Source organism: Segatella salivae DSM 15606, from assembly GCF_000185845.1.
Lineage (GTDB): Bacteria > Bacteroidota > Bacteroidia > Bacteroidales > Bacteroidaceae > Prevotella > Prevotella salivae.
The window spans coordinates 580,471-602,899 of record NZ_GL629647.1 but is presented as its reverse complement, the minus strand read 5'-3'; the positions used below and the strand labels follow the sequence as shown (position 1 = coordinate 602,899).

The following is a 22,429-nucleotide window of genomic DNA, read 5'->3' as shown; positions in this document are numbered from 1 at the left end:
TTATGGCAACACGAATAAAGGCTGTAAAATGTCCACAATGTGGTAGTGAGAAGCATGAACAATTAGACGAAAAGCGATATAGATGCTTAAATTGTGGGACTGAATTCTTCCTTGATGATGACGATATTAACGTTAATGTGAATCATCATTACGATTTTCAGTCATCCAATTTTTTGAATAATGACTTATCAACAGGCATCAAACTTGCAATCGGTGCAGTAGTGGTGCCGTTGATAGTAGTCTTTGTTATCGCAATTTTCCTTACGACTTCAAGTAGTGGAAGCTCATCGGATAGCAGCTCTTCGACAACTGTTCGCGACTTGTATACCCTCGTTTCGCCGATGAATAATAAAGGAAAACCTTGTATTTTCTATCTTGTTGAGCGCAATTTTAATACAAATTACAGCTCAACGGGGTCGAAGTATGTAAATGGTTACTATATGGGTTTCCGCGATGCAATTACTGGTAAGGTGCTCAAAGAACAGCTTTTTATGTCTGAAGACGATGCAGATAAACAGTCTATTAGTCCAACTTCAGACACAGAACTAAGCTATTTAAAGCAAGCTAAGCACTGGTATTTAGTCGTAGCAGGCCGCTTTGTTTATGAGGTTAATCCTGCATCGTTAACAATAACAGATGTTTCTCAGTCATTCTTTAAGGGTAAGCAGGCTATGAATACCGGCATAGCATCGATTAAATTCATCTATCCAGCTGATGGAGAAGGCTTTAAGGTGGAGAATAATATAGCGGAAAGCTACTATTATTTCCCTGCAACGAATCGTTTATATACCGAAGAAGCCTTTAATTATGCAAGGCAATTACCGCCTTCTCAACTAAATGGGGAAGTGCGAGATACATTGTATTGGCAGCTGATTAGTAAGTCACCAAACAATAATACAGACCGAAAAGGACTGCTGAGATTATGGAATATTCATGCCAAATACCACTTAGGAGACCCTCAGGACTTTGTTTTTTATGATTGGTTTTATGGTACTTTCTCTTCAGATCGTGGTGGAAGGTTTGTAAGTGCAACCCCAATGACCGATTGGTTTGTTGGATTTAATGGGCAGTTTATTTATCAAGATGCACATTATGCGTTGATATATTTTAATCCTTCTTTGGCATCTGACGCTCGGTCTATGTTTAGATTGTATGATAAAACGGGGAAAATCCTTTGGACTCAAGTGTTAGATCGCTTCTCAGAAGTGGTTGGAGGAGAGCGTGTAGGCAATGTGATTTGGATTATAGGAAAGCGTAATCGTCGTAATACCTATGATGATATGCATGCTTATGGCTTTGATATTGCGACAGGGAAATGGGAAAAAGGCGCAGAATTATCAACTGAATATACTATTGAATAATTGCAATGCGTATCATGCTTTGTTTTATAATGTAGTATAAAAAGTAAGCAAGAATTTAATTATAAAGTAATATTCATATTGAGTTTGATAATCTATCAAACGGTGATATTATATTAAAAGGAGATACATTTTGTGTGTATCTCCTTTTTGCGTGATAGTAACCTTAATGCGAAATAAAGTATATAACTTGTAGATTTTAACTCGTTTATGTAATTGATTCAAATCAATTAAGTGGCAATATGATTAAAAAATGCATAAATATGATGTTGGATTAGGGCATAATTTAATACCTTTGCATCAAACAAACAGATTAAATAGACATGTTCAAGATACTTTTTCTGCTGTTGCTTGGTGTTGGAATAGGGTATTTACTGCGTAATATTCGTGGAATACAAAAGGTAGATCACACCGCACATTATACCATAATAGTTCTTCTTTTCATATTCGGTGTTTCGATAGGTGCTAATCATGACCTCATTTCTAATATTGGTTATTTTGGTTGGCAGGCTTTTGTTATAGCTGTTTTAGGTATGATTGGCAGTTTTGGAACGGCTTATATGTTTAATCGCTTCATTAATAATAAAGAACAAAATAACAATGAAAGATAATCTCTCCCTATTGTTTGCGTTGATTGTTGGAATCGGAGTTGGAGCTTTTGATATAGCTCCGGAGTGGTTACTCAACCCATCTTTGCCTATGATTGTATTGTCTGCGCTAATCATTCAGGTTGGAATTGGCGTGGGATCTATGGACAATTTAGGGAAGATGTTACGTTCAATTAACTTGAAAATGTTCCTATTACCCGCTTGTACTATAGTTGGAACATTAGTCTTTACGGCTTTAGCTTTCTTCCTTTTCAATACACATGAGCTCTCAGATATAATGGCAATAGGAAGTGGTTTCGGTTATTATTCGTTGTCATCTGTATTGATTGCACAGCTAAAAACAATAACAGTAGGGGCTACACAAGCAACACAATTGGCTACAATTGCATTGCTTACGAACGTTGCTCGCGAGCTACTTTCTTTGTTTGGATGCCGTTTCTTTACTCTAAAAGGAGGGAGTTTAGCAGCTATTTCGACAGCAGGTATCAGTTCAATGGATGTTTGTCTGCCTTCAATTCTTAATGCTTCAGGCGATAAACGAATAATACCCGTCGCCATATTTCATGGGTTAATACTTGAAGTTAGCATTCCCATGTTGATAGCTTTATTTTGTTCTTAGATGCTTGTTAATGAAGTTTTGCAACACAACGGCTTGGTTATGAACTTCATCTTTGGCACCATATAATAAGGTAACATTACTCTTTTCGAGTTGTTTTTGACAGAGTTCAACAAACTTGGTTGCGTCAGAATTATCTTCAAGTTCTTGCAAATAGCGTTCTGTGAACTCTGGAAACCTTTCAGGAATATGCCCGAACCATTCCCTAAGTTCTGTTGAAGGAGCAACAGTTTTCTCCCAAAGGTCGATAGCAGCCTTAGCTTTTGCTATGCCTCTCGGCCACAATCTGTCTGTCAAAACACGATAACCATCTTGTTCTTCGATGGCTTCATAAATACGTTTTATCCTTAATTCTTTCATAAAAGCAAAGATACTAATTAATATTAAAAAGGAGTTTTTTATCTTCCAAAATTTATTTTAATTTGTAATTTTACACATTGTTAAGTGTGATAACAATGAAAATAGAAAATAAGAAGCTTAGACAGGTTGCATCATTCATCGTTTGTTTTATTGCTATGGCGGTAATAGCTGTGGTGCGAGATGGTCAGGTTTTTGGGCATAAAGTTCGTACTTTACCAAATGATTCCATAGTTAAAAGCATGAATGATGACGTGATTCGTCATACTGCTGACGGCTTTACAGTGGTCAATACCACATCACTTGCCAAAGATGTTACAGGCTATGGTGGAAACGTTCCCTTAGAAATTTATATTAAAAATAACAGGATTCAGCGTATCATTGCATTGAAAAACCATGAGACCCCCGACTTCTTTAGTGAGGCAAGTAGACTGCTTTCAGCTTGGAATGGCAAGACAATTGATCAGGCACAACAGTTGAAAGTTGACGCTGTTAGTGGTGCAACCTTCTCATCGAGAGGTATTATTGGTAACGTGGAACGAGGTCTTCAATATGCTTCTAAGCATGTATATGAGAAGAGTTTTATTGATAAAATGAATCTCAATTTGGAAACTATTGCAGGATTAATTGTGGTACTTATGGCTGCTATTGTGCCTTTATTTTATCATAATAAGACCTATCGAACTATTCAAATGATACTGAACGTTGGTGTACTTGGCTTTTGGTGTGGCACTTTTATCTCTTATTCTCTTATGGTAGGATACATGTCTAATGGCATAAACTTATGGGTATCTGTGACTCCGGTGATTATGTTAATTACGGCTTTCATTTATCCTTTCTTTGGAAAGAAAAACTATTATTGCAACCATATCTGTCCTTGTGGGTCGCTTCAAGAATTACTTGGCAAAACCAATAAACGTAGAAAATGGAAGATGAAGGCCGAAACAGTAAAGAGTTTGGAGCGTTTTCGTGATACCTTGTGGGCTGTTTTAACAATGATGATGTTACTCGGAATCGGATTCCAATGGATGGATTACGAGGTGTTCTCTGCGTTTATATTGCATAGCGCCTCTGCTGTTGTATTGGTGTTAGGCGTGATTGTGGTCATTCTTTCCGTCTTTGTTCCTCATCCTTATTGCAGATTTGTTTGCCCAACAGGTACATTATTTAAAATAGTTCAAAATCCAAAAGCATGAAACTACGTTTGATTTTGTTTGATTTAGGTGGCGTTATTTACACCAGTAATCGTTTAGAAGCTGTGAAACGCTTTTCACATTTAGGACTCAAGGATGCTGAAGAACGTCTTAATATGTATACACAAACGGGCTATTTTGGTGCGTTAGAAGAGGGAGAAATTAGTGATAAAGAGTTCCTGATTCAGCTTTCTGAAGAGGCAAAAAGACCTATTTCCTGGAATGAATGTAGGCATGCTTGGTTAGGATATGCCACATTTTTACCTCAACGTAATCTTGATTTATTGTTGCATTTGCGTCAAATGAAAATACGAACAGCCTTGGCAAGCAATACAAACTCATTCATGATGTCGTGGGTTGATAGTAGTGATTTCGATGGAAAAGGCAATGGTATACGTCACTATTTGGATGAACTTTATGTGAGTTATCAAATGAAAACCTTGAAACCTTCATTGAAATTTTTCGAATATATCCTTGAAAAGGAGGGGATAAATGGCAATGAAGTATTGTTCATCGATGACAGCCCACGCAATGTAGAAGCTGCAAACAAATTAGGCATTCATACAATCTTAGCTATAAATGGACAAGATTGGACACAAGAAGTGATGCAATCTATCTTATAAGACCTATTTTGATATAAATCAATAAAAACGGAATTTATTGATAATAAATATTCAATCGTTTGGATGTTCCTCACATCTTGTTTAACTTTGCACTCACAAAAGGTTAATAGATTGTTTAGGTTTTTAGTTATTAGGTTTAAAGATTGTGATTTTGAAAAGTATTAGTTTTTAGGTAAAATTAAAGATTGTGGATAACAAAGAGTGAGTAATCACTCAACAATGAAATTTCAAATCATAAGATAATGCAGTTTTGGAAGTGATTCCGGGACTGCTTTTTTCTTATCCCTTATCATTGTAGTTTTGCCATGATAAAGATTTAATCTCAACGCTCTTTTATAGCGTAAACAATATATTTTCTGTTGTTCCATGCTTTTATTTAATGGAGAGTAGAAGTTTCATTCTTAGCCTTTTGTTTATCTTTCTCTTGTTCTTATGTGGAGTTTTAGATTGCGTTAACTTGTAGAAAGGCGCACTCTTTGTGATAAACACAGCCATTTTGCTCTGCAAAACCATGCATTTCAAGAGGTAAAACCAGTCAGTTTACAGCGTGATTCAAGTGGTTTTATAAACAGGTTAATTTACTTTCATTTAATAATTTACAGGATATTGTTTTATGTATTGATTATTAGTTACTTATAACAATATTGAAAAAGATTTTGTTTTGCATTAGTTCTTCATATTAAAGCCCTGCAATTCATTTGCACCTAATTTCTTTTCCCTCCGTGATTTGAAAACATTTAGTGTTTTATTCCATAGACTTACAAAGAAAATTCGTACTTTTGCATTATCAAATCAATAACAAAAATGATAGATATTATCACGAAGTATTTCCCCGATCTCACCGATTTGCAGTGCCAACAATATGAGATGCTTGATGCACTTTATCGTGATTGGAACAGCAAGATAAATGTGATTTCGCGTAAAGATATCGACAATTTGTATGAACATCACGTGTTACATTCCTTAGCAATTGCAAAGGTTTTACGCTTTAAACCAAGTACAGAGATTTTGGATTTTGGTACAGGTGGTGGGTTTCCTGGTATTCCATTAGCAATCATGTTCCCTCAATGTAGATTCCATTTAATTGATGGTATAGGGAAGAAAATACGTGTAGCAACCGAGATTTCTAAGGCAATCGGTCTTACGAATGTAGAGGCGTTACAGCGTAGGGGAGAGGAAGAAACACGTAAATTTGATTTTGTTGTGAGTCGTGCAGTGATGCCTTTACCTGATTTAATGAAGTTAATTCGCAAGAACATTCGTAAGGAACAGCATAATGCTTTGCCCAATGGACTGCTGTGTTTAAAGGGAGGTGATCTTCATGAAGAACTCAAACCATTTAAGAATATCGTTGAAGTTTACCCCTTAAATGATTTCTTTGATGAAGAATGGTATCGTGAAAATAAGAAAATTATTTATGTTCCAATAGGATAATATGCTTAGAATCAAACGATTTATATGCAACATGTTGCAGGAAAACTGTTATGTTGTTAGCGATGAAACCAATGAATGTGTCATCATAGATTGTGGTGCAATGGATGAAGAAGAGTTCTCTCTTATTCGGGATTATATTGTTAGTGAGGAATTAACTCCTGTTCATTTGCTGGCTACACATGGTCATATTGATCATAATTTTGGCAATGTAATGGTTTATAAAGAATATGGACTGAAAGTTGAAGTGCATGAGAATGACAAGTCTTTAATGGCTAAGTTGGCACAGCAGGCACTTCAAATGACGGGTATTAAGCTTCAAGATGATTTTCCTTCTGTTGGTAAATATCTTCATGATAACGATAAAGTGTCTTTTGGTTCTCATGCCTTTACAGTGATAGAGACTCCCGGTCATTCACGTGGTAGTGTCTTTTTTTATGACGAAGAAGAGCATGTGGCCTTCTCTGGTGATACCCTTTTTCAGCGTTCTATAGGCAGAACAGACTTTGAAGGAGGCTCAATGTTTCAGATGATTCAAAGCCTTCGCATGATTTGTCAGCTTCCTGATACGACAAGAGTATACCCCGGACATGGCCCAGAGACAACAATTGGAGCCGAACTTGCAAGTAATCCTTATTTAGATCGTTAGCCTATGACGATTCAGAAGACAGAAAAGATTATCTTAGGCATAGACCCTGGTACGAATCTTATGGGCTATGGAGTACTCCGTGTACAAGGAAATAGGGCGAAAATGGAGGCAATGGGGGTAATTGATCTTCGAAAAATGCCAGACCCTTATTTGCGTCTTGGTCATATCTTTGAACGTGTCACGGGGATAATAGAATCTTATCTTCCTGATGAATTAGCGATAGAAGCTCCTTTTTTTGGTAAGAATGTGCAATCAATGCTAAAGCTTGGACGTGCTCAGGGAGTGGCTATTGCAGCTGCAATCCACCGAGATATCCCTATTCATGAATATGCCCCATTAAAAATTAAGATGGCTATCACGGGACAAGGACAATCTTCTAAGGAGCAAGTGGCTGGAATGTTGCAGCGTGTTTTGAATCTCAAGAAAGAGGAGATGCCACGATTTATGGATGCAACCGATGCGCTTGCTGCTGCTTATTGCCATTTTCTCCAGATGGGAAAGCCCGAGAGTAATGCGCGACATTATAGTAGTTGGAAAGATTTTGTAATGAAGAATAAGCAGTCTGTAACAAAGCCTTCTCAAGCGATTGCTAACCAATTAGAGACGCAAAAATAGGGATAGCCACAACGATATAACTATTGTGAACGAATAACAGAATAAAAATGGTAAGAGAACTAAAAGCAGCTTTGTTTGATTTAGATGGTGTTGTGTTTAATACAGAGCCCCAATATACGATGTTCTGGAAGTCACAATTTAGTATGTATCATCCTGAACTCCCAGGAATAGAGAATCAAATAAAGGGGATGACACTTGTGGAAATATATGACAAGTATTTTGCAAACAGGATAGAAGAACAAGCACAGATAACCGCAAAATTAAATGAATTTGAAGTCAATATGCATTTTGAGTTCATAGAAGGCTTTGTTGATTTCGTAACAGATCTTAGGAACAATGGGGTGAAGACAGCTGTTGTAACCAGTAGTAATAGGCAAAAGATGGAGAATGTCTATGCTAAAGTTCCTACATTTAAGAATTTGTTTGATCGTATTTTGACGAGCGAAAACTTCACAGAAGGTAAGCCTAATCCTGCACCTTATTTGAAAGGTGCAGAAGTTTTTGGTTTAACACCATCCCAGTGCGTAGGCTTTGAAGACAGTTTCAATGGCTTAAAAGCTGTTCGTGGGGCAGGAGAGTTTACTGTTGGACTATCTACAACCAATCCAGAAACAGCCATAAGCGCTTATGCTGATATTGTAATACCTAATTATGTAGGCTGCAATTATCAGTGGTTAAACGTCGAATTTAATAAACATTAATTTTGACATGTCGTGTTTTTGATGTATTTTTGCAAGCTGAAAAATAAATAATCATGGGATACTTATCTACAGAGAAGAAAAAGATTACTTCAAGAACATTTGCGGAAATGAAAGCAGCTGGTGAGAAAATAACAATGCTCACTGCTTATGATTACACCACAGCATCTATTATAGACAATGCAGGCATTGATGGAATCCTTGTGGGGGACTCAGCCTCTAATGTCATGGCAGGAAATTCAGATACTCTCCCCATCACCATAGATGAAATGATTTATTATGCTCGGAGTGTTGTTCGCGCATGTAGTCATTGTTTGGTGGTCTGTGACATGCCTTTTGGAAGTTATCAAGTTAGTCGTGAAGAAGGGGTTAAGAACGCCATAAGGATAATGAAAGAAACAGGCGTTGATGCACTAAAGATGGAGGGAGGAGCAGAGATTATTGCTACCGTTAAAGGTATTATTGATGCCGGAATTCCTGTAATGGGCCATTTAGGATTAACTCCACAGAGTGTACATAAGTTTGGAGGTTACGGACTTCGTGCCAAGGAGGAGGCTGAAGCAGAGAAACTTCTCAATGATGCTCGGCTGTTAGATGAGGCTGGATGTTTTTGTATTACATTGGAAAAAGTGCCTGCTAAACTTGCAGAAGAGGTAACACGCAATGTTCGTTGTGCCACGATAGGTATTGGTGCTGGTTGTGGAACAGATGGACAGATTTTGGTTTATGCTGATGCCTTGGGGATGACTCAAGGGTTTAAGCCTAAGTTCTTGCGCCATTTTGCAGATGTGAACAAGTGTATGACGGCTGGTGTTCAGGCCTATATTCGCGAAGTTAAAACTTGTTCTTTCCCAAATATAGACGAAAGTTATTGATTGAATGGATACTCAGAATACGCCTGTACATATTAATCTGTGGCATCGTGAGTTTTGGATGCTGTCGCTATCCAATCTCTTTCTGTGTATGGCTGTATATATGTTGATTCCAGTTGTGCCTGGATGGTTAATCAAAGTACAGCATATTACACATTGGCATGTGGCACTTGCCTTTGTTTCTTTTGGTGTAGGACTGTTTTCTTTGGGTGGAGTTTGTCGATATCTTGTTGAGAAATATCGCCGCAATCGTGTCTGTATGCTGTGTATAGGCATAGTTATGGTTTGTATTTATGCTTTGAGTTTTGTCGAGAAGTATGAAAGTGGATGGTTATTTTGGATAATAATTGGCCTGTGTTTTCTACTCGGTGCTATGTTCGGATTATCTCAAATGATTCTCTCAAGCACATTGATTATTGATGTCTGTGAATCATTTCGTCGAACGGAAGCTAATTATGCAGCCTCTTGGTTTTCTCGCTTTGCATTGACTTTTGGGCCAATTTTTGGATTGTTTATCAGTAACTTATTCGGGCTGAAGGGCTTTGTCATTGGTTCTGCATTGTGTTGTTTGGTTTCGATGGTTTTGATTTATATGGTGAAATTCCCTTTTAAAGCCCCTGAAGAAGGCCTATCCATATTTAGTTTAGACAGGTTTTTCCTTCCACAAGGTAAATATTTGTTTGTGAATCTCATTTTGGTTTCTATGGTTTTAGGGATCTTTCTGTCGCTTGTCCATTCAATCACATTCTATGGAATGATGGCTGTGGGGTTCTTTGTAGCATTATTGGCGCAGAAGTTTGCTTTCGCTAATGCTAACTTAAAGAGTGAAACCATTACGGGACTTCTTACAATTGCTATGGCAATCCTTATGTTTTTAACGCGTAAGGATTCGTCAGTCCATCTACTGATTCCTGCTTTTATAGGTTTTGGAGTGAGTTTAATTGCCTCGCGTTTCCAATTGTTTTTTATTAAGTTAAGTAAGCATTGTCAACGTGGAACATCACAAAGTAGTTATTTTCTAGCCTCAGAGTTAGGACTATCAATAGGTTTGTCGTTAGGTTGGTCATACCTCTTTAACAAAGAGTTTATGGCATTGTGGGTTATGTTTGCATTAGTTTTAATGGCATTTCTCTATTATAATTGTTTTGTACATCATTGGTATATGGAAAATAAAAATCGTTGATTTACGTTATAATATTAATGAAACGATTTTTTATTGGCTTCCTTTTGATAGGTGCTTTTCTTATACTTTCTTCCTGCAACAATGAAGAATCATTCTCTTTGTCTAAGGATAATCGGTTGGTATTTTCTACAGATACCCTCAGTTTAGATACGCTTTTTTCTAATACTTCGTCTTCAACGTATGAGTTCTGGCTTTATAATAGGAACACAAAGGGTGTGAGACTCGCGAGTGTAAAGTTAGCAAATGGCAATCAGAAAGGTTTTAGAGTCAATGTGAATGGGATTCCACTTAGTAATAATAATGGGTTCCGTGTGAATGATATTCCTGTCTATCATGGAGATAGTTTATGTGTGTTTGTTGAAGCAACTGCACCATCTTTGGATGTGATTAAGCCGCAAGAATTTGATGATGAGGTGGTGTTTACTTTAGAAAGTGGGGTAGAACAACGGGTGAAGTTGAGGGCTTGGTCTTGGCAAGCAACACATATTGATCGTTTAGAGGTGACGAATGATACCATTATAGATAGTCCTCAGCGTCCAATATTATGCTCACGAGGAATCAAAATACATGAAGGTGCAACATTAAGGATAAAAGGTGGTACGACCATTTACTTTAATCATGATGCCGGAATAGATGTTTTGGGAAGGCTGTCTATAGAAGGTGAATCTGAAAAAAGAGTACTTTTACGTGGTAGTAGATTGGATAAGATGTTTTCAAATCTGCCTTATGACCGTGTAAGTGGTCAATGGCAAGGTCTACATTTCTATGGCTCTTCTTATCAAAATACCTTGTCGTATGTTGATATTCGTGGTTGTTTTAATGGCATTGTCTGTGATAGTAGTGATATAAATAGAACAAAAATGAAGCTCGAACAAGCTACTATACATAATTGTCAGGGCTATGGTGTTAGGTTAGTAAATTGTAAAGCTGAACTAATTAATACGCAATTATCTAACACTTTGCATAATTGTTTGTCAGTGGAGGGGGCAGATGTACTTTTGAATGCTTGTACATTGGCACAATATTATCCTTTTGATAGTAGTAGGGGAGAAGCACTCTATATTTCATCTCAATATCAACCAACTCATTTGTCGGTTCTAAATAGTATTATAACAGGTTTTGCTGATGAGCAGATAAAATTGCCATCTAAGGGTAGTTCAAATCTATCCTATCAATTTTTGAATAGTTTGTTGCGCACAACAAAACCCAAAGAAAAAGACCAGATACATTATAAGGATGTTATTTTTGAATCAACTAAAGACACTATTAATATGGGGGCAAACTTATTTATGAAGGTGGATAATGAGGCGTTAGACTATGATTTTCATCTCAAAAATAAGGCTTTTGTTATCGGAAAGGCAGATAAAAATTCATGCCCTCAGATAGATCATGATGGAATCAGACGGAAGTCAGTTCCAGATATGGGGGCTTTTGAGCATCATTGACAAGATAAATTGAATATGATTAAATAAAAAAGAGAAAGTAAAGTCTTTATAAGAACAACTTTCTCTCATTTATTCATCAACAAATTCTGACGCTAATTAGCCTACAAGCAGATTTTTTATTCCAGATTATACCCTTTAGCTAAGCCCCCTTCGCTGGTCTCTTTGTAGAGTGAAGGCAAATCATGACCAGTCTGTTTCATGACGTTTACCACTCTATCGAAACTCACACGATGACTCCCATCACCAAAAGATGCGTAGAGTTGAGCATCAAGTGCACGTGTGGCGGCAAAGGCGTTACGCTCGATGCAAGGGATTTGAACTAATCCACAGACAGGATCGCATGTCATACCCAAGTGATGTTCTAATCCCATTTCAGCAGAATATTCAATCTGAGTGGGGCTTCCACCAAAGAGTTGACAGCTTGCTGCTGACGCCATGGCACAGGCAACACCAACTTCTCCTTGGCATCCAACCTCGGCACCACTAATGGATGCATTCTTCTTTACGATATTTCCGAATAGTCCTGCAGTAGCAAGTGCTCGGATAATACGTTCGTTACTGAAGTTATGTGCTTTATAAAGGTGGTATAAAACGGCTGGAACTACACCACAGGCTCCACAAGTTGGTGCCGTAACGATAGTTCCCCCTGATGCATTTTCCTCACTTACTGCTAAGGCATATGAATAAACTAAGCCTCTACTTTGTAATGAAGGTTTGTATCCAGTAGCCTTTACATAGTATGTGGCGGCCTTTCTTGGAAGGTGTAATGGACCCGGAAGTACGCCTTCATGTGCTAAGCCTGATCTCACGGCTTGTTTCATAACGTCCCATACTTGATACAGATATTCCCATATATCTTCATCTTCGTATGTTTCAACATATTCCCAATAACTGCGTCCATTGTCATTACACCACCGCATAATGTCATGGAGTGAGTTAAGGGGATAGACCTCTTTAGTAGAAAAGAAATCATCAGAAGCCTTGCCTTCAGATAGTGCTCCACCTCCAATGCTATAGACAGTCCATTCTTCTGTGGGTTCTTCTTTATCATTCAAAGCTATAAATTTCATGCCGTTTGGATGGAAAGGAAGAAACGTTTGAGGTTGCCAGATAATCTCAACAGGTGCTGTTGGTTGCATGACTTCTTCTATTGCAGTGTCTGTCATATGTCCCTTTCCTGTGGCAGCCAGCGAGCCATACAAGATTACTTGAAAGGAGGTGGCGTCTGGATGCCGCTCCGTGAAGATTTTTGCTGCCTTCTGTGGTCCCATTGTGTGACTGCTTGAAGGACCTTTTCCTATCTTGAATATCTCTTTAATCGATTCCATATATATCCTATTATAAAGTAAAAAGCCCCACAAATCAATGATTTGCAGGACTCTTTTGTAGTCGGTACGAGAATCGAACTCGTATGCCAAGATTGAGAATCTTGTATCCTAACCGTTAGATGAACCGACCAGTTGGCTAATATTCTCTTAGAATATTGCCTGCGGAAGGAGGGGGATTCGAACCCCCGGTACGAGAACTCGCACGGCAGTTTAGCAAACTGCTGGTTTCAGCCACTCACCCATCCTTCCTTTGATGGATTGTATCCGATTCGCCAAGCATTATTCTTAAATGCGGTGCAAAGGTATAAAAACATTTTGATTTGTCCAAGACTTTTTCATTCTTTTTTTCGAAACATTTTATTTTTTGCATCAAATTTATTCAAAAGATACTTGACAAAGAATTTTGTTTTGTATAGAAACGAAAAGCAGGGAGTATTGTTTTCTACAATTTATCCCTGCTTTTGTCTACATCATCTGTTTATGATGATAGAATAATAACGTTTTATGATGTTGTTATTTCCTTATTTTAAATTATCATTAAACCAATTGGTAATCTGTCGAAGCAAATGTATTCTCGTATTTCCTCCATAGATACTATGATTTCGATTCGTATAGAAGTTCTCCTTAAAGTCCTTATCTGCTTGCACCAAAGCTTCTGAATACTCCATTGTATTTTGTGGTTGTACATTGTCATCTGCCATACCATGACAAATCAATAGTGCTCCATGAAGATTATTTGCACGTTGAATTGGGTTTGTTGCATAGCCACTTCCATTCTCCTTTGGTGTGCGCATATAACGTTCTGTATATATGGTGTCATAATATCTCCAGTTAGTTGGTGGGGCAACCGCAATGCCGGCTTTGAATGCTGGACGGCCTTCGCTCATGCTCATCAATGTATTGAAGCCACCAAAACTCCATCCCCAAATACCAATTCTATTTTTATCAACATAGCTTTGACTACCTAACCAAAGGGCGGTCTCTACTTGGTCACGTGATTCTAATTCACCAAGTTTCAGATAAGTACACTTCTCAAACATTGCACCTCGGCCTCCTGTTCCTCGTCCATCAACACAAACCACGATGTAACCTTGCTGAGAAAGATAATAATCAAAGGCTCCTCCGTTGCCCATAGAACCAGCACTCCATGCGTCAGTTACTTGCTGGCTACCAGGTCCACTGTATTGAAAGAGAATTACTGGGTATTTCTTTTGTGGGTTGAAATCAGCCGGTTTAACCATCCAACCATCAAGTTTTATACCTTCTGATGTTGTAAAAGAGAATGTTTCCCTACCATGAAAACCAAATGATTTGATTTTCTCTTTTAGTTCCTTGTTGTCAACAGGAGTTGAAAGCACTTTCCCTTTGTTATCACGAATCGTAAAAACATAAGGAGTATTATAGTTGCTCCATGTATTCAAGAAATACTTATAATCCCCTGAGAACATAGCTGTATTCCAGCCATTTGCATCAGTTAAGCGTTCAGTTTTGCCATTTTTATGGCTGACAAAAATCTGTCTGTCGTGTGGATTGACTGAAGCTGCCTGATAATATACGTCTCCAGAGGCCTCATCATAACCATAAACATTGGTTATATCATAGTTCCCTTCACCAATTTTACGAATCAAACTACCATTCATATTATATAGGTAGAGGTGCATAAACCCATCGCGATCGCTTGGTAGGAGAATGCTGTTCTGTCCGATTTTGATACCTTCCATAGCTTCCTCTTTTACATATTTGTCAGCACTTTCCTTGATAATTAATTGGGAAAGCGTTGAATGAGGATTCACAGCGTATAGATTTAATACATCTTGGTGACGGTTCATGGTATACACAATGACTTTATTTGGGTCATTTGTAGATTTAATCCGTGGTATATAGCCATCAGCATCAAGAGGTACTTGCAGTCTGTTTGTTTTATGACTTTGTATATCATAGGCCCAAACTGACACGATAGCATTGTCTTCTCCGGCTTTAGGATATTTGTAAGTATATGCTCCAGGATAAACTTCATAAGCCTTCATTGCTGGATGACTGCCCATAAACATTTGTAGAGAATACTCTTTTACCTTTCTCTCATCATATTTAATCCAACATATCATGCGGCTATCTGCTGTGAAACAAAGAGACCGATTGGTCGAAAACTCTTCTTCATTAACCCAATCTGGCACACCATTGATAATCTCATTAAACTTACCATCCTTTGTGATTTGACTTTCAGCATTGTCGTAAAGCAGTTTAACTAAGAAGATGTTATTGTCTCTTACAAAGGCAATTTGATTTCCATCTGGAGACCAAGTCGGTATTTGTTGAGGCCCACCTGACGAGAGTTTCTCTAATTTCCGACTTTGAATGGTATAGATATAATAGTCTGCCGTAGACGAACGGCGATAGATTTTATGCGTATTTGTCTGTATCAACATTCGCTTTCCGTCAGGAGAAAGACTGTAACCATCAAATTGTTTGAGGCTTTCTCCTTGTGTGTTGGCTATGTCAAATAACACACGTGTTGGTTTTCCCGATTTGAAAGCATATTCTATAATCTGTTTGCCATCCTTACTGATACTGGCATATAAGTCTGTTCCTTGTATGGGATCAACCCCTGAAATATATTGAGGTGAAAAGGTTTGTCCAGTGACATCTTTCAGTGTAATCTTATTGTCAGCCCTCATTCCTGACGTCATTAAAAGTATTGTTACACATAGAAAAAAAAGTTTTTTCATATTGATTACCATTTTGTTTTATGTTTACAAAGTTACAAAAAAGCCTTGATAATCATTTGTTGTTTACCTGCTTTTTTCATAACTTTGCATGCAATGGATGGTTTTTACAATGATTTCTCTTCGTGGATAAGGAAGAAATTCCCTTTCAGAGTACAGAAAATAAGTATTGATGCAGGCTTTTCCTGTCCGAATCGTGATGGAAATGTCGGTATAGGAGGATGTACTTATTGTAATAATCAGACTTTCAATCCTAATTATTGTGACCGGCATAAGTCTGTAACGGAACAATTGGAAGTGGGTAAAAGTTTCTTTTCTCATAAGTATCCTGACATGAAATACTTAGCTTATTTCCAGGCCTATTCAAACACTTATGCTTCACTTCAGCAGTTAAAGGCCCTCTATGAAGAAGCCCTCCAGGTAGAAGATGTTGTCGGACTTGTTATTGGTACACGCCCGGATTGTGTCAATGATGAATTGCTTGACTATCTTGTTGGTCTGCAAAAGCATACGTTTGTGTTGGTGGAATATGGTATAGAGAGTGTCAATGATGATACGCTTAAGCGAATAAATCGTGGTCATGATTTTGCATGTTGCCAACAAGCGATTATGAAAACTCACGCATGTGGACTCCTTTGTGGTGGGCATATCATTCTTGGTTTGCCTGGAGAAGATGCAGCAGAAAGCATAAGACAGGCAAAGATTATCTCTTCTTTACCTCTTGATATCCTTAAGATTCATCAAATGCAGATTATACGTGGCACGCGGTTAGCAGCTGAATTTCGGGCTACTCCCTTTCATGTTTATTCGGTAGAAGAGTACATTCGGCTGGTTGCAGACTATATTTCTTATCTCCGGCCAACACTTGTTTTAGAGCGTTTCGTTAGCCAATCTCCTGCCAATCTTTTGATTGCACCGAAATGGGGATTGAAGAATTATGAGTTTACTAACTTGCTTTGTCGTTACATGCAAGCTCATGGTATAAGGCAAGGAGCTCATTTCATGGATGATTGAAGTTGAAAGAACTCTCCACCATGAATGAGTTGTCTGAATGAAATTAATAATAATCAATCTTATGTTACACGATAGTAATATTTTATCTTGCTTTTTTTTGCCAATCACTTTTATCATTCTGTTGGCTATAATGATGTATATTCATAAACGACAGCTGTTCAAATATATCTATTTTGGCAATATCTTATGCCTAATAACAGCTGTGGTTTGTTATGTGTTTATAGACAAACATCCCGTTGGTCAGCCTTATTCTGCAAGTTGGATGGAGGCGATTCCTTTTGTTTGGTTATTTACAATCTTCGGTGGTTACTTTTGGTTTATTGCCTCAACGATTGCATTTTTGGTTGAAGTGTCACGACGAAATATGTTGGCCAAAGTGTTACTTGGTTTTGTAATCTTATGTTTTGCGCTGCTCACACTCTGGTCATTATTCATGTTCTTTGGAGGTATTTGGGTGTTGAGAGGAACGCATTAAATTTGCCTTTAGCATAGGGTTATCTTATAAGGGTGGGGGAATAAAGGCGTGAATCTTCTGCTCTTTTTTTATAACGAGTCAAGCTGGATGAAGTAAATAGCTATAGATTATCGAATGATTTCTATCAGTTTATGCATCAATATAAAGCATTTTACGGAGTAATTTGATACATATAATTTTCATCTTACTTTTACTTGATATTATGATTTGATTATAAGTGCATAATGTTCTGATATGCATTATCCTATGATTTTAATCAAATAGAAGTTCATGTTGCCAGCCTTTTATTTCCTTATTAAATCAAAGAAGATGAGAATATAAAAAAGGATATGCTTTAAGTGAAGCATATCCTTTTCTTTATAATGTAGTTATCATTTGTTATTCAATCACAACAAGTGGGTCTTCTTCAAGAACAGTTTGACCAACTTTCACGCAGATAGCTGTAATCTTACCATCTTTTTCTGCTTCAATATTATTGGCCATTTTCATTGCTTCAAGTACTACAACAGCATCTCCAGCCTTAACCTCTTGTCCAACTTCAACGTTGATAGCTGTGATTGTACCAGGGAGAGGCGCCTTAACAGCATTGTTTGTGTTGACATTAGCTGATGGAGTAGCTTCTGTTTCCTCAGTTTGTGCAGGTTTACCAAGCACAACTTTCTTCTTCTCGGGTTCTGCTTCTTTTTCCATTTGGACTTTGAAGTCCTCGCCGTTTACATTTACAGATGCAATGTTATTCTCGTCAATTTCACCGATAGCAACCTTATATTCTTTGCCATCAATTGTATATTTAAACTCTTTCATACTCTATTTTGGTTTCTTTGTTAATGACAAGAACTTGGCATTCCATAGCGTTGGACGCAAAGCAATTGTGATTTTTCCAGGTTCATTGTCGTGAACGTTATTGCCTTCAAACTCATAGAGTGCCATGGCAATAGCTGCATATATATTTTTATCCATTGTTTTTACGTTATTATTTCTCGTTTTCAACTTGGATTACATAGGCATGCAGGCATGCTTCTTAGCAGGAATATCCTGGCGCTTGGTTGCAAGTTGAGCCAATCCGCGACAAATACGGAAACGTGTGTTGCGTGGTTCAATAACATCATCAATGTAACCATATTGTGCAGCTTGATAAGGATTGGCAAATGTTTCAGTGTAGTCCTCTTCTTTTTCTGCAAGGAATGCTCTAACATCTCCACCTTCTTCCTTAATCTTTTTAGCTTCTTTGCCACAAAGAATAGCAACAGCCCCGCTTGCACCCATTACTGCAATCTCGGCTGAAGGCCATGCAAAGTTGAGGTCAGAACGAAGTTGTTTACAACCCATAACGATGTGAGAACCACCATAACTCTTACGAAGGTTGATCGTAATCTTTGGTACTGTTGCCTCACCATAAGCGTAAAGAAGTTGTGCTCCGTGAAGGATGACAGCATTATATTCCTGACCTGTTCCTGGCAAGAAACCTGGTACATCTACCAAACTAACGATTGGAATATTGAAGGCATCACAGAAACGCACGAAACGTGCACCCTTTCTACTTGCATTTACATCAAGAACGCCTGCATAAGCAGCTGGTTGGTTGGCTACAATACCTACGCTTTGACCATTGAAACGAGCAAAGCCTGTGATGATGTTCTTTGCAAATTTTGGTTGGATTTCAAAGAATTCACCATTGTCAACGACTGCACCGATGACTTTATACATGTCGTAAGCTTGATTAGGATCTTCTGGAATTATCTCGTTGAGAAGGTCTTCTTTACGATCAATCGGGTCGGTACATTCTACACGGGGAGCTGTTTCTGTGTTATTAGATGGGATATATGAGAGTAATGTTTTAATGAGTTCCATGCACTCCTCTTCGGTCTTTGCCGTGAAATGAGTAACACCACTCTTGCTCGCATGTACGCTTGCACCACCTAAATGTTCTGCATCAATCTCTTCACCTGTAACGGTTTTAACAACCTTCGGACCTGTAAGGAACATGTAAGAAGTGCCTTCGGTCATAATGGTAAAGTCTGTTAGTGCGGGTGAATAGACTGCACCACCGGCACAAGGCCCCATGATTGCACTGATTTGTGGAACGACTCCACTGGCAAGAATGTTGCGTTCGAAAATCTCACCAAAGCCAGCAAGTGCCGAGATTCCTTCTTGAATACGTGCACCACCTGAGTCATTCATGCCGATGACGGGAGCTCCCATACGCATTGCCATGTCCATAACCTTGCAAATCTTTTGTGCCATAGTCTCAGACAAAGAGCCACCATTAACGGTGAAATCCTGTGCATAAAGGTATACCAAGCGACCATCGATAGTTGCCGAACCAGCTACAACTCCATCACCTAAGTATTGTTTTTTCTCCATGCCGAAGTTATGACAACGATGCAATTTGAACATATCATATTCTTCGAAACTACCTTCATCCACTAACATTTCAATACGTTCGCGTGCCGTGTACTTACCACGTTCGTGCTGCTTGTCGATAGCTTTCTGACCACCTCCCAGGCGAGCTTCTTCGCGTTTTGCAATAAGCTGTTTGATCTTTTCTACTTGCTTACTCATAAGTTTTTATCAATTAAATCTTTTGTTGTCCTAATGTCAATTAGTAACCCATTTATGATTACACTATAGTTTCGGATGCAAAGATAGTAAAAAAATGAAAAAGTGGGGAATGGAAAAAGGTTAAAAAGCAAAAAATACGAACTTTGTTGGATGTCGTTTACTTCTTGAGGGTAGTTTGGTTTCTGGCATCCTTTCTTTCTTATGCATTGCCTGCATTGGTTTTTGTTGTTTACCTTTTCCTCTTTTCGCTTATTTTTAAGTTGGTGAAATTGCTTGCGGGCCTCTCGCAACTCATTCCGCAAAAGGTTTGGAGTTTCCGCGCTTGGCGAAAGTTATTTCCCGAATGGTTTGGCATTTCCGCGCATGGCGAAAGTCGTTTCCCGAATGGTTTGGCATTTCCGCGCTCGGCGAAAATCATTTCCCGAAAGGTTTGGCATTTCCGCGCTTGGCGAAAGTCATTTCCCGAATGGTTTGGCATTTCCGCGCTCGGCGAAAATCATTTCCCAAATGGTTTGGTGTTTCCGCGCATGGCGAAAGTCATTTCCCGAAGGGTTTGGTATTTTCGCGCTCGGCGAAAGTCATTTCCCGAAAGGTTTGGAGTTTCCGCGCATGGCGAAAATCATTTCATGAATCGTTGGATAATCTCACACCCAAAGACGTATATTTAGGACAAGGGGAGAAAATTAAAATGATAAGAGAAATTATAAAGCAAAAAACAATCAACAAAAGAATTTATGATAATAAAACAATGAAATATCAGAGTAAATAACTATATTTGCAGTTGTGCACTTTTGTTTGACAACGTACAATATTTGCAGTTGTGCACTTTTGTTTGACAACGTACAATTTACAAAAAGCTTATAAGCTTTTCTGACTAACAGACTAACTTCTCTTCTCTTCCTTCTATATCCTTGCTTTTCTGCGTTGCTTTGTTCAATGTAGTTCTACGCTTACCTTTGCACACAACAATAGTGGCAACAGACTGTATATGAGTTTGTTTGCCGAGTAACAATAAAGTAATCAAAACAAAATCAAGGAAATGAAACTCATTATCATCGACCGCAAGGCATGGGATCGGCACAGCTCCGACTTTGCAGACTTTATTCATCGTATCGAACAACTCATCGGCAATCCGCCCGAAAAGGACGAATGGCTCGACAATGAAGCCGTATGCCGCAGGCTCGGGCATCAGCAAACGCACCCTGCAATCCTATCGCGACACGGGTAAAATCCCTTTCTCCATGATTGGACATAAATGCTATTACAAGGAGAGCGACGTCACGGAGTTATTGAACTCAAACAATGAATGAACTATGGAAGAGAATGAAATCATTACACAGCAAGACCCTCAAATGCAGATGTTTGCACAACTGATGGAGGGCATATTAAAGAAATTGGAGCGGTATTGTGCTACGGCCCGTCCGATGTTGGGCGGAGAGGTTTACCTTACAGGCGAGGAAGTCTGCAAACTTTTACGGCTAAGTCTCCGCACGCTTCAGGACTATCGGGACAATGGCATGATTGCCTACTGCAAAATCGGTGGCAAGATACTCTACAAACAGAGCGACATACAAGCCATGCTTGAAAGACATTATTACCCAATACACAAGAAGCCATGCCGACCATAGATGAAAAGAGAAAAGCCGTTTTAGAGCAAGCCATCAGAGATATGGGAAATTATGGCGTAAAACTCCGCAAGCCCGAGGAATTGCCCGATTTTGACCAGCCCGTAGATTATGAAGAGGAGAAGAAAAGATTTGAGCCTGTTAAAGTTGAGGAACAAAATGACGAGGAGAGTCACAAGGACTATTCTCAACCGTCCTATCAAGAAACAGAGTTGTCACCAACGGAGAGGGCTACTTCTACCGAAGAGAATCATCAACGAATGGGAAATACAAGGGACAGGAAGCAATTATCCGAGTTTCAGGGGAAATATCTACGGCCCTTTCGCAACAGCCACCGCAAAGCCGTGTATGTATCAGAGGAAACTCAACGAAAGTTGGACTTCGTGGTGAGGAAAATCGGTGAGCAGGGAGCAAGCGTTTCAGGATATGTGGAGCAGGTGCTCCGAGAACATCTCGACCAATACAAAGATGATGTGGAAAGATGGCGGAAACTCTGAAGTACTGCATTCCTCGAATGCAAGCCTACGCCGAGTTACTGTATTCAGTGAATGCAGTAACACAGCAGGGCTTATCCATATCATTCTTGATACAGCAAGGTGTGTCTTTGTACCACAAATTGCCATTTGTACCACAAAGACCCTTGCCCCAAAAGGGGAGATTAAATCACTCCGAAGTCGTGATTAAATAGGCAAGCTGGAACTTCAGAAGTTGATTTGATGTTGTAAGTAAAAATAATCTGACATCGCAACGAAATATCTTCAAAGCAGTTTACATTACAATCAATTTATAATTCTTTGCTTTTGAGATTATCCAATGATCAAATCGTTCTAAACTATCATAAATAATGTTGTAATAGCCAATTTAGGATCTCGCGCGTTATTCTTTATTATGAATTACCAAAAGAATTCTAATAGGCTCATAAAACACGCGTGGTAAGGTGTTTATTTCCTCAGAATAATTGAATAACTTAAGATACTCTTCTCTACTATATTTTAATATTTCATCTTCTATTATGACTTCTTTGATGCTGAGATTGTAATCACCTAGAATTCTT

Annotated in this window: 23 protein-coding genes, 2 tRNA genes and 1 pseudogene; 18 read left to right on the top strand and 8 right to left on the bottom strand. The window is 38.5% G+C overall.

The features are described from left to right. The first annotated feature begins 2 nt into the window (after window positions 1–2). The 3 genes from HMPREF9420_RS02545 to HMPREF9420_RS02535 all read left to right on the top strand — a co-directional run bounded on the left by HMPREF9420_RS02545 (window position 3) and on the right by HMPREF9420_RS02535 (window position 2,585). The gene (locus tag HMPREF9420_RS02545; RefSeq protein WP_007133844.1) at window positions 3–1,361 is read left to right on the top strand and encodes a hypothetical protein; all 1,359 of its coding nucleotides are present in this window, start codon (window positions 3–5) and stop codon (window positions 1,359–1,361) included. A gap of 320 nt (window positions 1,362–1,681) precedes the next feature. Next, window positions 1,682–1,969: a LysO family transporter gene (locus HMPREF9420_RS02540; protein WP_007133843.1), complete on the top strand. Its 288-nt coding sequence runs from the start codon at window positions 1,682–1,684 to the stop codon at window positions 1,967–1,969. Then, window positions 1,959–2,585, top strand: a complete 627-nt coding sequence (locus HMPREF9420_RS02535; protein WP_007133842.1) for a LysO family transporter — start codon at window positions 1,959–1,961, stop codon at window positions 2,583–2,585. The genes HMPREF9420_RS02540 and HMPREF9420_RS02535 overlap by 11 nt, the downstream gene beginning before the upstream one ends. On the opposite strand, the gene HMPREF9420_RS02530 is transcribed toward HMPREF9420_RS02535, so the two are convergent. Next, entirely contained in the window at window positions 2,571–2,942 is a 372-nt protein-coding gene (locus HMPREF9420_RS02530; RefSeq protein ID WP_007133841.1) for a DUF488 domain-containing protein, read from the bottom strand. The genes HMPREF9420_RS02535 and HMPREF9420_RS02530 overlap by 15 nt on opposite strands. A 95-nt stretch (window positions 2,943–3,037) precedes the next feature. Between HMPREF9420_RS02530 and HMPREF9420_RS02525 the strand changes: the two genes are divergently transcribed. The 9 genes from HMPREF9420_RS02525 to HMPREF9420_RS02485 all read left to right on the top strand — a co-directional run bounded on the left by HMPREF9420_RS02525 (window position 3,038) and on the right by HMPREF9420_RS02485 (window position 11,648). Continuing rightward, on the top strand, window positions 3,038–4,135 hold the full coding sequence (locus HMPREF9420_RS02525; RefSeq protein ID WP_007133840.1) for an FMN-binding protein: 1,098 nt from the start codon (window positions 3,038–3,040) through the stop codon (window positions 4,133–4,135). Beyond that, complete coding sequence (locus HMPREF9420_RS02520) at window positions 4,132–4,755, top strand: HAD family hydrolase (protein ID WP_007133839.1); 624 nt, start codon at window positions 4,132–4,134, stop codon at window positions 4,753–4,755. The genes HMPREF9420_RS02525 and HMPREF9420_RS02520 overlap by 4 nt, the downstream gene beginning before the upstream one ends. Before the next feature lie 804 nt (window positions 4,756–5,559). Beyond that, complete coding sequence (gene rsmG / locus HMPREF9420_RS02515) at window positions 5,560–6,189, top strand: 16S rRNA (guanine(527)-N(7))-methyltransferase RsmG (RefSeq protein WP_007133836.1); 630 nt, start codon at window positions 5,560–5,562, stop codon at window positions 6,187–6,189. Window position 6,190: 1 nt separating this feature from the next. After that, complete coding sequence (locus tag HMPREF9420_RS02510; protein ID WP_007133835.1) at window positions 6,191–6,835, top strand: MBL fold metallo-hydrolase; 645 nt, start codon at window positions 6,191–6,193, stop codon at window positions 6,833–6,835. A gap of 3 nt (window positions 6,836–6,838) precedes the next feature. Next, complete coding sequence (gene ruvC, locus HMPREF9420_RS02505; protein ID WP_007133834.1) at window positions 6,839–7,450, top strand: crossover junction endodeoxyribonuclease RuvC; 612 nt, start codon at window positions 6,839–6,841, stop codon at window positions 7,448–7,450. Between the two features lie 47 nt (window positions 7,451–7,497). Next, window positions 7,498–8,151, top strand: a complete 654-nt coding sequence (locus HMPREF9420_RS02500; protein WP_007133833.1) for an HAD family hydrolase — start codon at window positions 7,498–7,500, stop codon at window positions 8,149–8,151. 53 nt (window positions 8,152–8,204) lie between these two features. Then, window positions 8,205–9,023 carry a 3-methyl-2-oxobutanoate hydroxymethyltransferase gene (panB, locus tag HMPREF9420_RS02495; protein ID WP_007133832.1) on the top strand — a complete coding sequence of 273 codons (819 nt, stop codon included), beginning with the start codon at window positions 8,205–8,207 and terminating at the stop codon, window positions 9,021–9,023. 4 nt (window positions 9,024–9,027) lie between these two features. Then, a complete protein-coding gene (locus HMPREF9420_RS02490; protein ID WP_007133831.1) occupies window positions 9,028–10,203 on the top strand; it encodes an MFS transporter in 1,176 nt (391 codons plus the stop codon). A 17-nt stretch (window positions 10,204–10,220) separates the two neighbouring features. Continuing rightward, window positions 10,221–11,648 carry a hypothetical protein gene (locus tag HMPREF9420_RS02485; protein ID WP_007133830.1) on the top strand — a complete coding sequence of 476 codons (1,428 nt, stop codon included), beginning with the start codon at window positions 10,221–10,223 and terminating at the stop codon, window positions 11,646–11,648. A 116-nt stretch (window positions 11,649–11,764) separates the two neighbouring features. Here HMPREF9420_RS02485 and HMPREF9420_RS02480 read toward each other — a convergent pair whose 3' ends face one another. The 4 genes from HMPREF9420_RS02480 to HMPREF9420_RS02465 all read right to left on the bottom strand — a co-directional run bounded on the left by HMPREF9420_RS02480 (window position 11,765) and on the right by HMPREF9420_RS02465 (window position 15,702). Then, window positions 11,765–12,976, bottom strand: coding sequence for an L-serine ammonia-lyase (locus HMPREF9420_RS02480; RefSeq protein WP_044078706.1), 1,212 nt, complete (start codon window positions 12,974–12,976; stop codon window positions 11,765–11,767). 58 nt (window positions 12,977–13,034) lie between these two features. After that, a tRNA-Glu gene (locus tag HMPREF9420_RS02475) sits at window positions 13,035–13,106 on the bottom strand. A gap of 32 nt (window positions 13,107–13,138) precedes the next feature. Further along, window positions 13,139–13,225, bottom strand: a tRNA-Ser gene (locus tag HMPREF9420_RS02470). Window positions 13,226–13,497: 272 nt separating this feature from the next. Beyond that, a complete protein-coding gene (locus HMPREF9420_RS02465; RefSeq protein ID WP_044079040.1) occupies window positions 13,498–15,702 on the bottom strand; it encodes a S9 family peptidase in 2,205 nt (734 codons plus the stop codon). 93 nt (window positions 15,703–15,795) lie between these two features. On the opposite strand from HMPREF9420_RS02465, the gene HMPREF9420_RS02460 reads away from it, so the two are divergent. After that, window positions 15,796–16,713 (top strand): TIGR01212 family radical SAM protein, encoded by a 918-nt coding sequence (locus tag HMPREF9420_RS02460; protein ID WP_007133827.1) that lies wholly within the window; start codon window positions 15,796–15,798, stop codon window positions 16,711–16,713. Between the two features lie 130 nt (window positions 16,714–16,843). Continuing rightward, complete coding sequence (locus tag HMPREF9420_RS14555; protein WP_248628067.1) at window positions 16,844–17,188, top strand: hypothetical protein; 345 nt, start codon at window positions 16,844–16,846, stop codon at window positions 17,186–17,188. Between the two features lie 378 nt (window positions 17,189–17,566). Here HMPREF9420_RS14555 and HMPREF9420_RS02450 read toward each other — a convergent pair whose 3' ends face one another. Genes HMPREF9420_RS02450 through HMPREF9420_RS02445 form a run of 3 tightly spaced genes read right to left on the bottom strand, consistent with a single transcriptional unit; the run spans window position 17,567 to window position 19,750 of the window. Next, window positions 17,567–17,992: an acetyl-CoA carboxylase biotin carboxyl carrier protein gene (locus tag HMPREF9420_RS02450; RefSeq protein WP_007133825.1), complete on the bottom strand. Its 426-nt coding sequence runs from the start codon at window positions 17,990–17,992 to the stop codon at window positions 17,567–17,569. A gap of 3 nt (window positions 17,993–17,995) precedes the next feature. Then, window positions 17,996–18,148 (bottom strand): hypothetical protein, encoded by a 153-nt coding sequence (locus HMPREF9420_RS14130; protein ID WP_007133824.1) that lies wholly within the window; start codon window positions 18,146–18,148, stop codon window positions 17,996–17,998. A gap of 36 nt (window positions 18,149–18,184) precedes the next feature. Further along, window positions 18,185–19,750, bottom strand: a complete 1,566-nt coding sequence (locus tag HMPREF9420_RS02445) for an acyl-CoA carboxylase subunit beta (RefSeq protein WP_007133823.1) — start codon at window positions 19,748–19,750, stop codon at window positions 18,185–18,187. 263 nt (window positions 19,751–20,013) lie between these two features. Here HMPREF9420_RS02445 and HMPREF9420_RS14125 point away from each other — a divergent pair, with 263 nt between their 5' ends. The 4 genes and pseudogenes from HMPREF9420_RS14125 to HMPREF9420_RS02420 all read left to right on the top strand — a co-directional run bounded on the left by HMPREF9420_RS14125 (window position 20,014) and on the right by HMPREF9420_RS02420 (window position 21,872). Further along, entirely contained in the window at window positions 20,014–20,418 is a 405-nt protein-coding gene (locus HMPREF9420_RS14125; RefSeq protein ID WP_169309684.1) for a hypothetical protein, read from the top strand. 371 nt (window positions 20,419–20,789) lie between these two features. After that, window positions 20,790–21,060 (top strand): annotated as a pseudogene (locus HMPREF9420_RS13080) (helix-turn-helix domain-containing protein). Between the two features lie 3 nt (window positions 21,061–21,063). After that, window positions 21,064–21,378 (top strand): helix-turn-helix domain-containing protein, encoded by a 315-nt coding sequence (locus tag HMPREF9420_RS02425; RefSeq protein WP_007133819.1) that lies wholly within the window; start codon window positions 21,064–21,066, stop codon window positions 21,376–21,378. After that, entirely contained in the window at window positions 21,366–21,872 is a 507-nt protein-coding gene (locus HMPREF9420_RS02420; RefSeq protein ID WP_007133818.1) for a DUF3408 domain-containing protein, read from the top strand. The genes HMPREF9420_RS02425 and HMPREF9420_RS02420 overlap by 13 nt, the downstream gene beginning before the upstream one ends. Window positions 21,873–22,429 lie beyond the last annotated feature (557 nt).

Bases quoted from the DNA above. Each gene is read 5' to 3' on its own strand.
- HMPREF9420_RS02545 (WP_007133844.1), top strand. From the start codon at position 3: ATGGCAACACGAATAAAGGCTGTAAAATGTCCACAATGTGGTAGTGAG.
- HMPREF9420_RS02540 (WP_007133843.1), top strand. From the start codon at position 1,682: ATGTTCAAGATACTTTTTCTGCTGTTGCTTGGTGTTGGAATAGGGTAT.
- HMPREF9420_RS02535 (WP_007133842.1), top strand. From the start codon at position 1,959: ATGAAAGATAATCTCTCCCTATTGTTTGCGTTGATTGTTGGAATCGGA.
- HMPREF9420_RS02530 (WP_007133841.1), bottom strand. From the start codon at position 2,942: ATGAAAGAATTAAGGATAAAACGTATTTATGAAGCCATCGAAGAACAA.
- HMPREF9420_RS02525 (WP_007133840.1), top strand. From the start codon at position 3,038: ATGAAAATAGAAAATAAGAAGCTTAGACAGGTTGCATCATTCATCGTT.
- HMPREF9420_RS02520 (WP_007133839.1), top strand. From the start codon at position 4,132: ATGAAACTACGTTTGATTTTGTTTGATTTAGGTGGCGTTATTTACACC.
- rsmG (WP_007133836.1), top strand. From the start codon at position 5,560: ATGATAGATATTATCACGAAGTATTTCCCCGATCTCACCGATTTGCAG.
- HMPREF9420_RS02510 (WP_007133835.1), top strand. From the start codon at position 6,191: ATGCTTAGAATCAAACGATTTATATGCAACATGTTGCAGGAAAACTGT.
- ruvC (WP_007133834.1), top strand. From the start codon at position 6,839: ATGACGATTCAGAAGACAGAAAAGATTATCTTAGGCATAGACCCTGGT.
- HMPREF9420_RS02500 (WP_007133833.1), top strand. From the start codon at position 7,498: ATGGTAAGAGAACTAAAAGCAGCTTTGTTTGATTTAGATGGTGTTGTG.
- panB (WP_007133832.1), top strand. From the start codon at position 8,205: ATGGGATACTTATCTACAGAGAAGAAAAAGATTACTTCAAGAACATTT.
- HMPREF9420_RS02490 (WP_007133831.1), top strand. From the start codon at position 9,028: ATGGATACTCAGAATACGCCTGTACATATTAATCTGTGGCATCGTGAG.
- HMPREF9420_RS02485 (WP_007133830.1), top strand. From the start codon at position 10,221: ATGAAACGATTTTTTATTGGCTTCCTTTTGATAGGTGCTTTTCTTATA.
- HMPREF9420_RS02480 (WP_044078706.1), bottom strand. From the start codon at position 12,976: ATGGAATCGATTAAAGAGATATTCAAGATAGGAAAAGGTCCTTCAAGC.
- HMPREF9420_RS02465 (WP_044079040.1), bottom strand. From the start codon at position 15,702: ATGAAAAAACTTTTTTTTCTATGTGTAACAATACTTTTAATGACGTCA.
- HMPREF9420_RS02460 (WP_007133827.1), top strand. From the start codon at position 15,796: ATGGATGGTTTTTACAATGATTTCTCTTCGTGGATAAGGAAGAAATTC.
- HMPREF9420_RS14555 (WP_248628067.1), top strand. From the start codon at position 16,844: ATGATGTATATTCATAAACGACAGCTGTTCAAATATATCTATTTTGGC.
- HMPREF9420_RS02450 (WP_007133825.1), bottom strand. From the start codon at position 17,992: ATGAAAGAGTTTAAATATACAATTGATGGCAAAGAATATAAGGTTGCT.
- HMPREF9420_RS14130 (WP_007133824.1), bottom strand. From the start codon at position 18,148: ATGGATAAAAATATATATGCAGCTATTGCCATGGCACTCTATGAGTTT.
- HMPREF9420_RS02445 (WP_007133823.1), bottom strand. From the start codon at position 19,750: ATGAGTAAGCAAGTAGAAAAGATCAAACAGCTTATTGCAAAACGCGAA.
- HMPREF9420_RS02425 (WP_007133819.1), top strand. From the start codon at position 21,064: ATGGAAGAGAATGAAATCATTACACAGCAAGACCCTCAAATGCAGATG.
- HMPREF9420_RS02420 (WP_007133818.1), top strand. From the start codon at position 21,366: ATGCCGACCATAGATGAAAAGAGAAAAGCCGTTTTAGAGCAAGCCATC.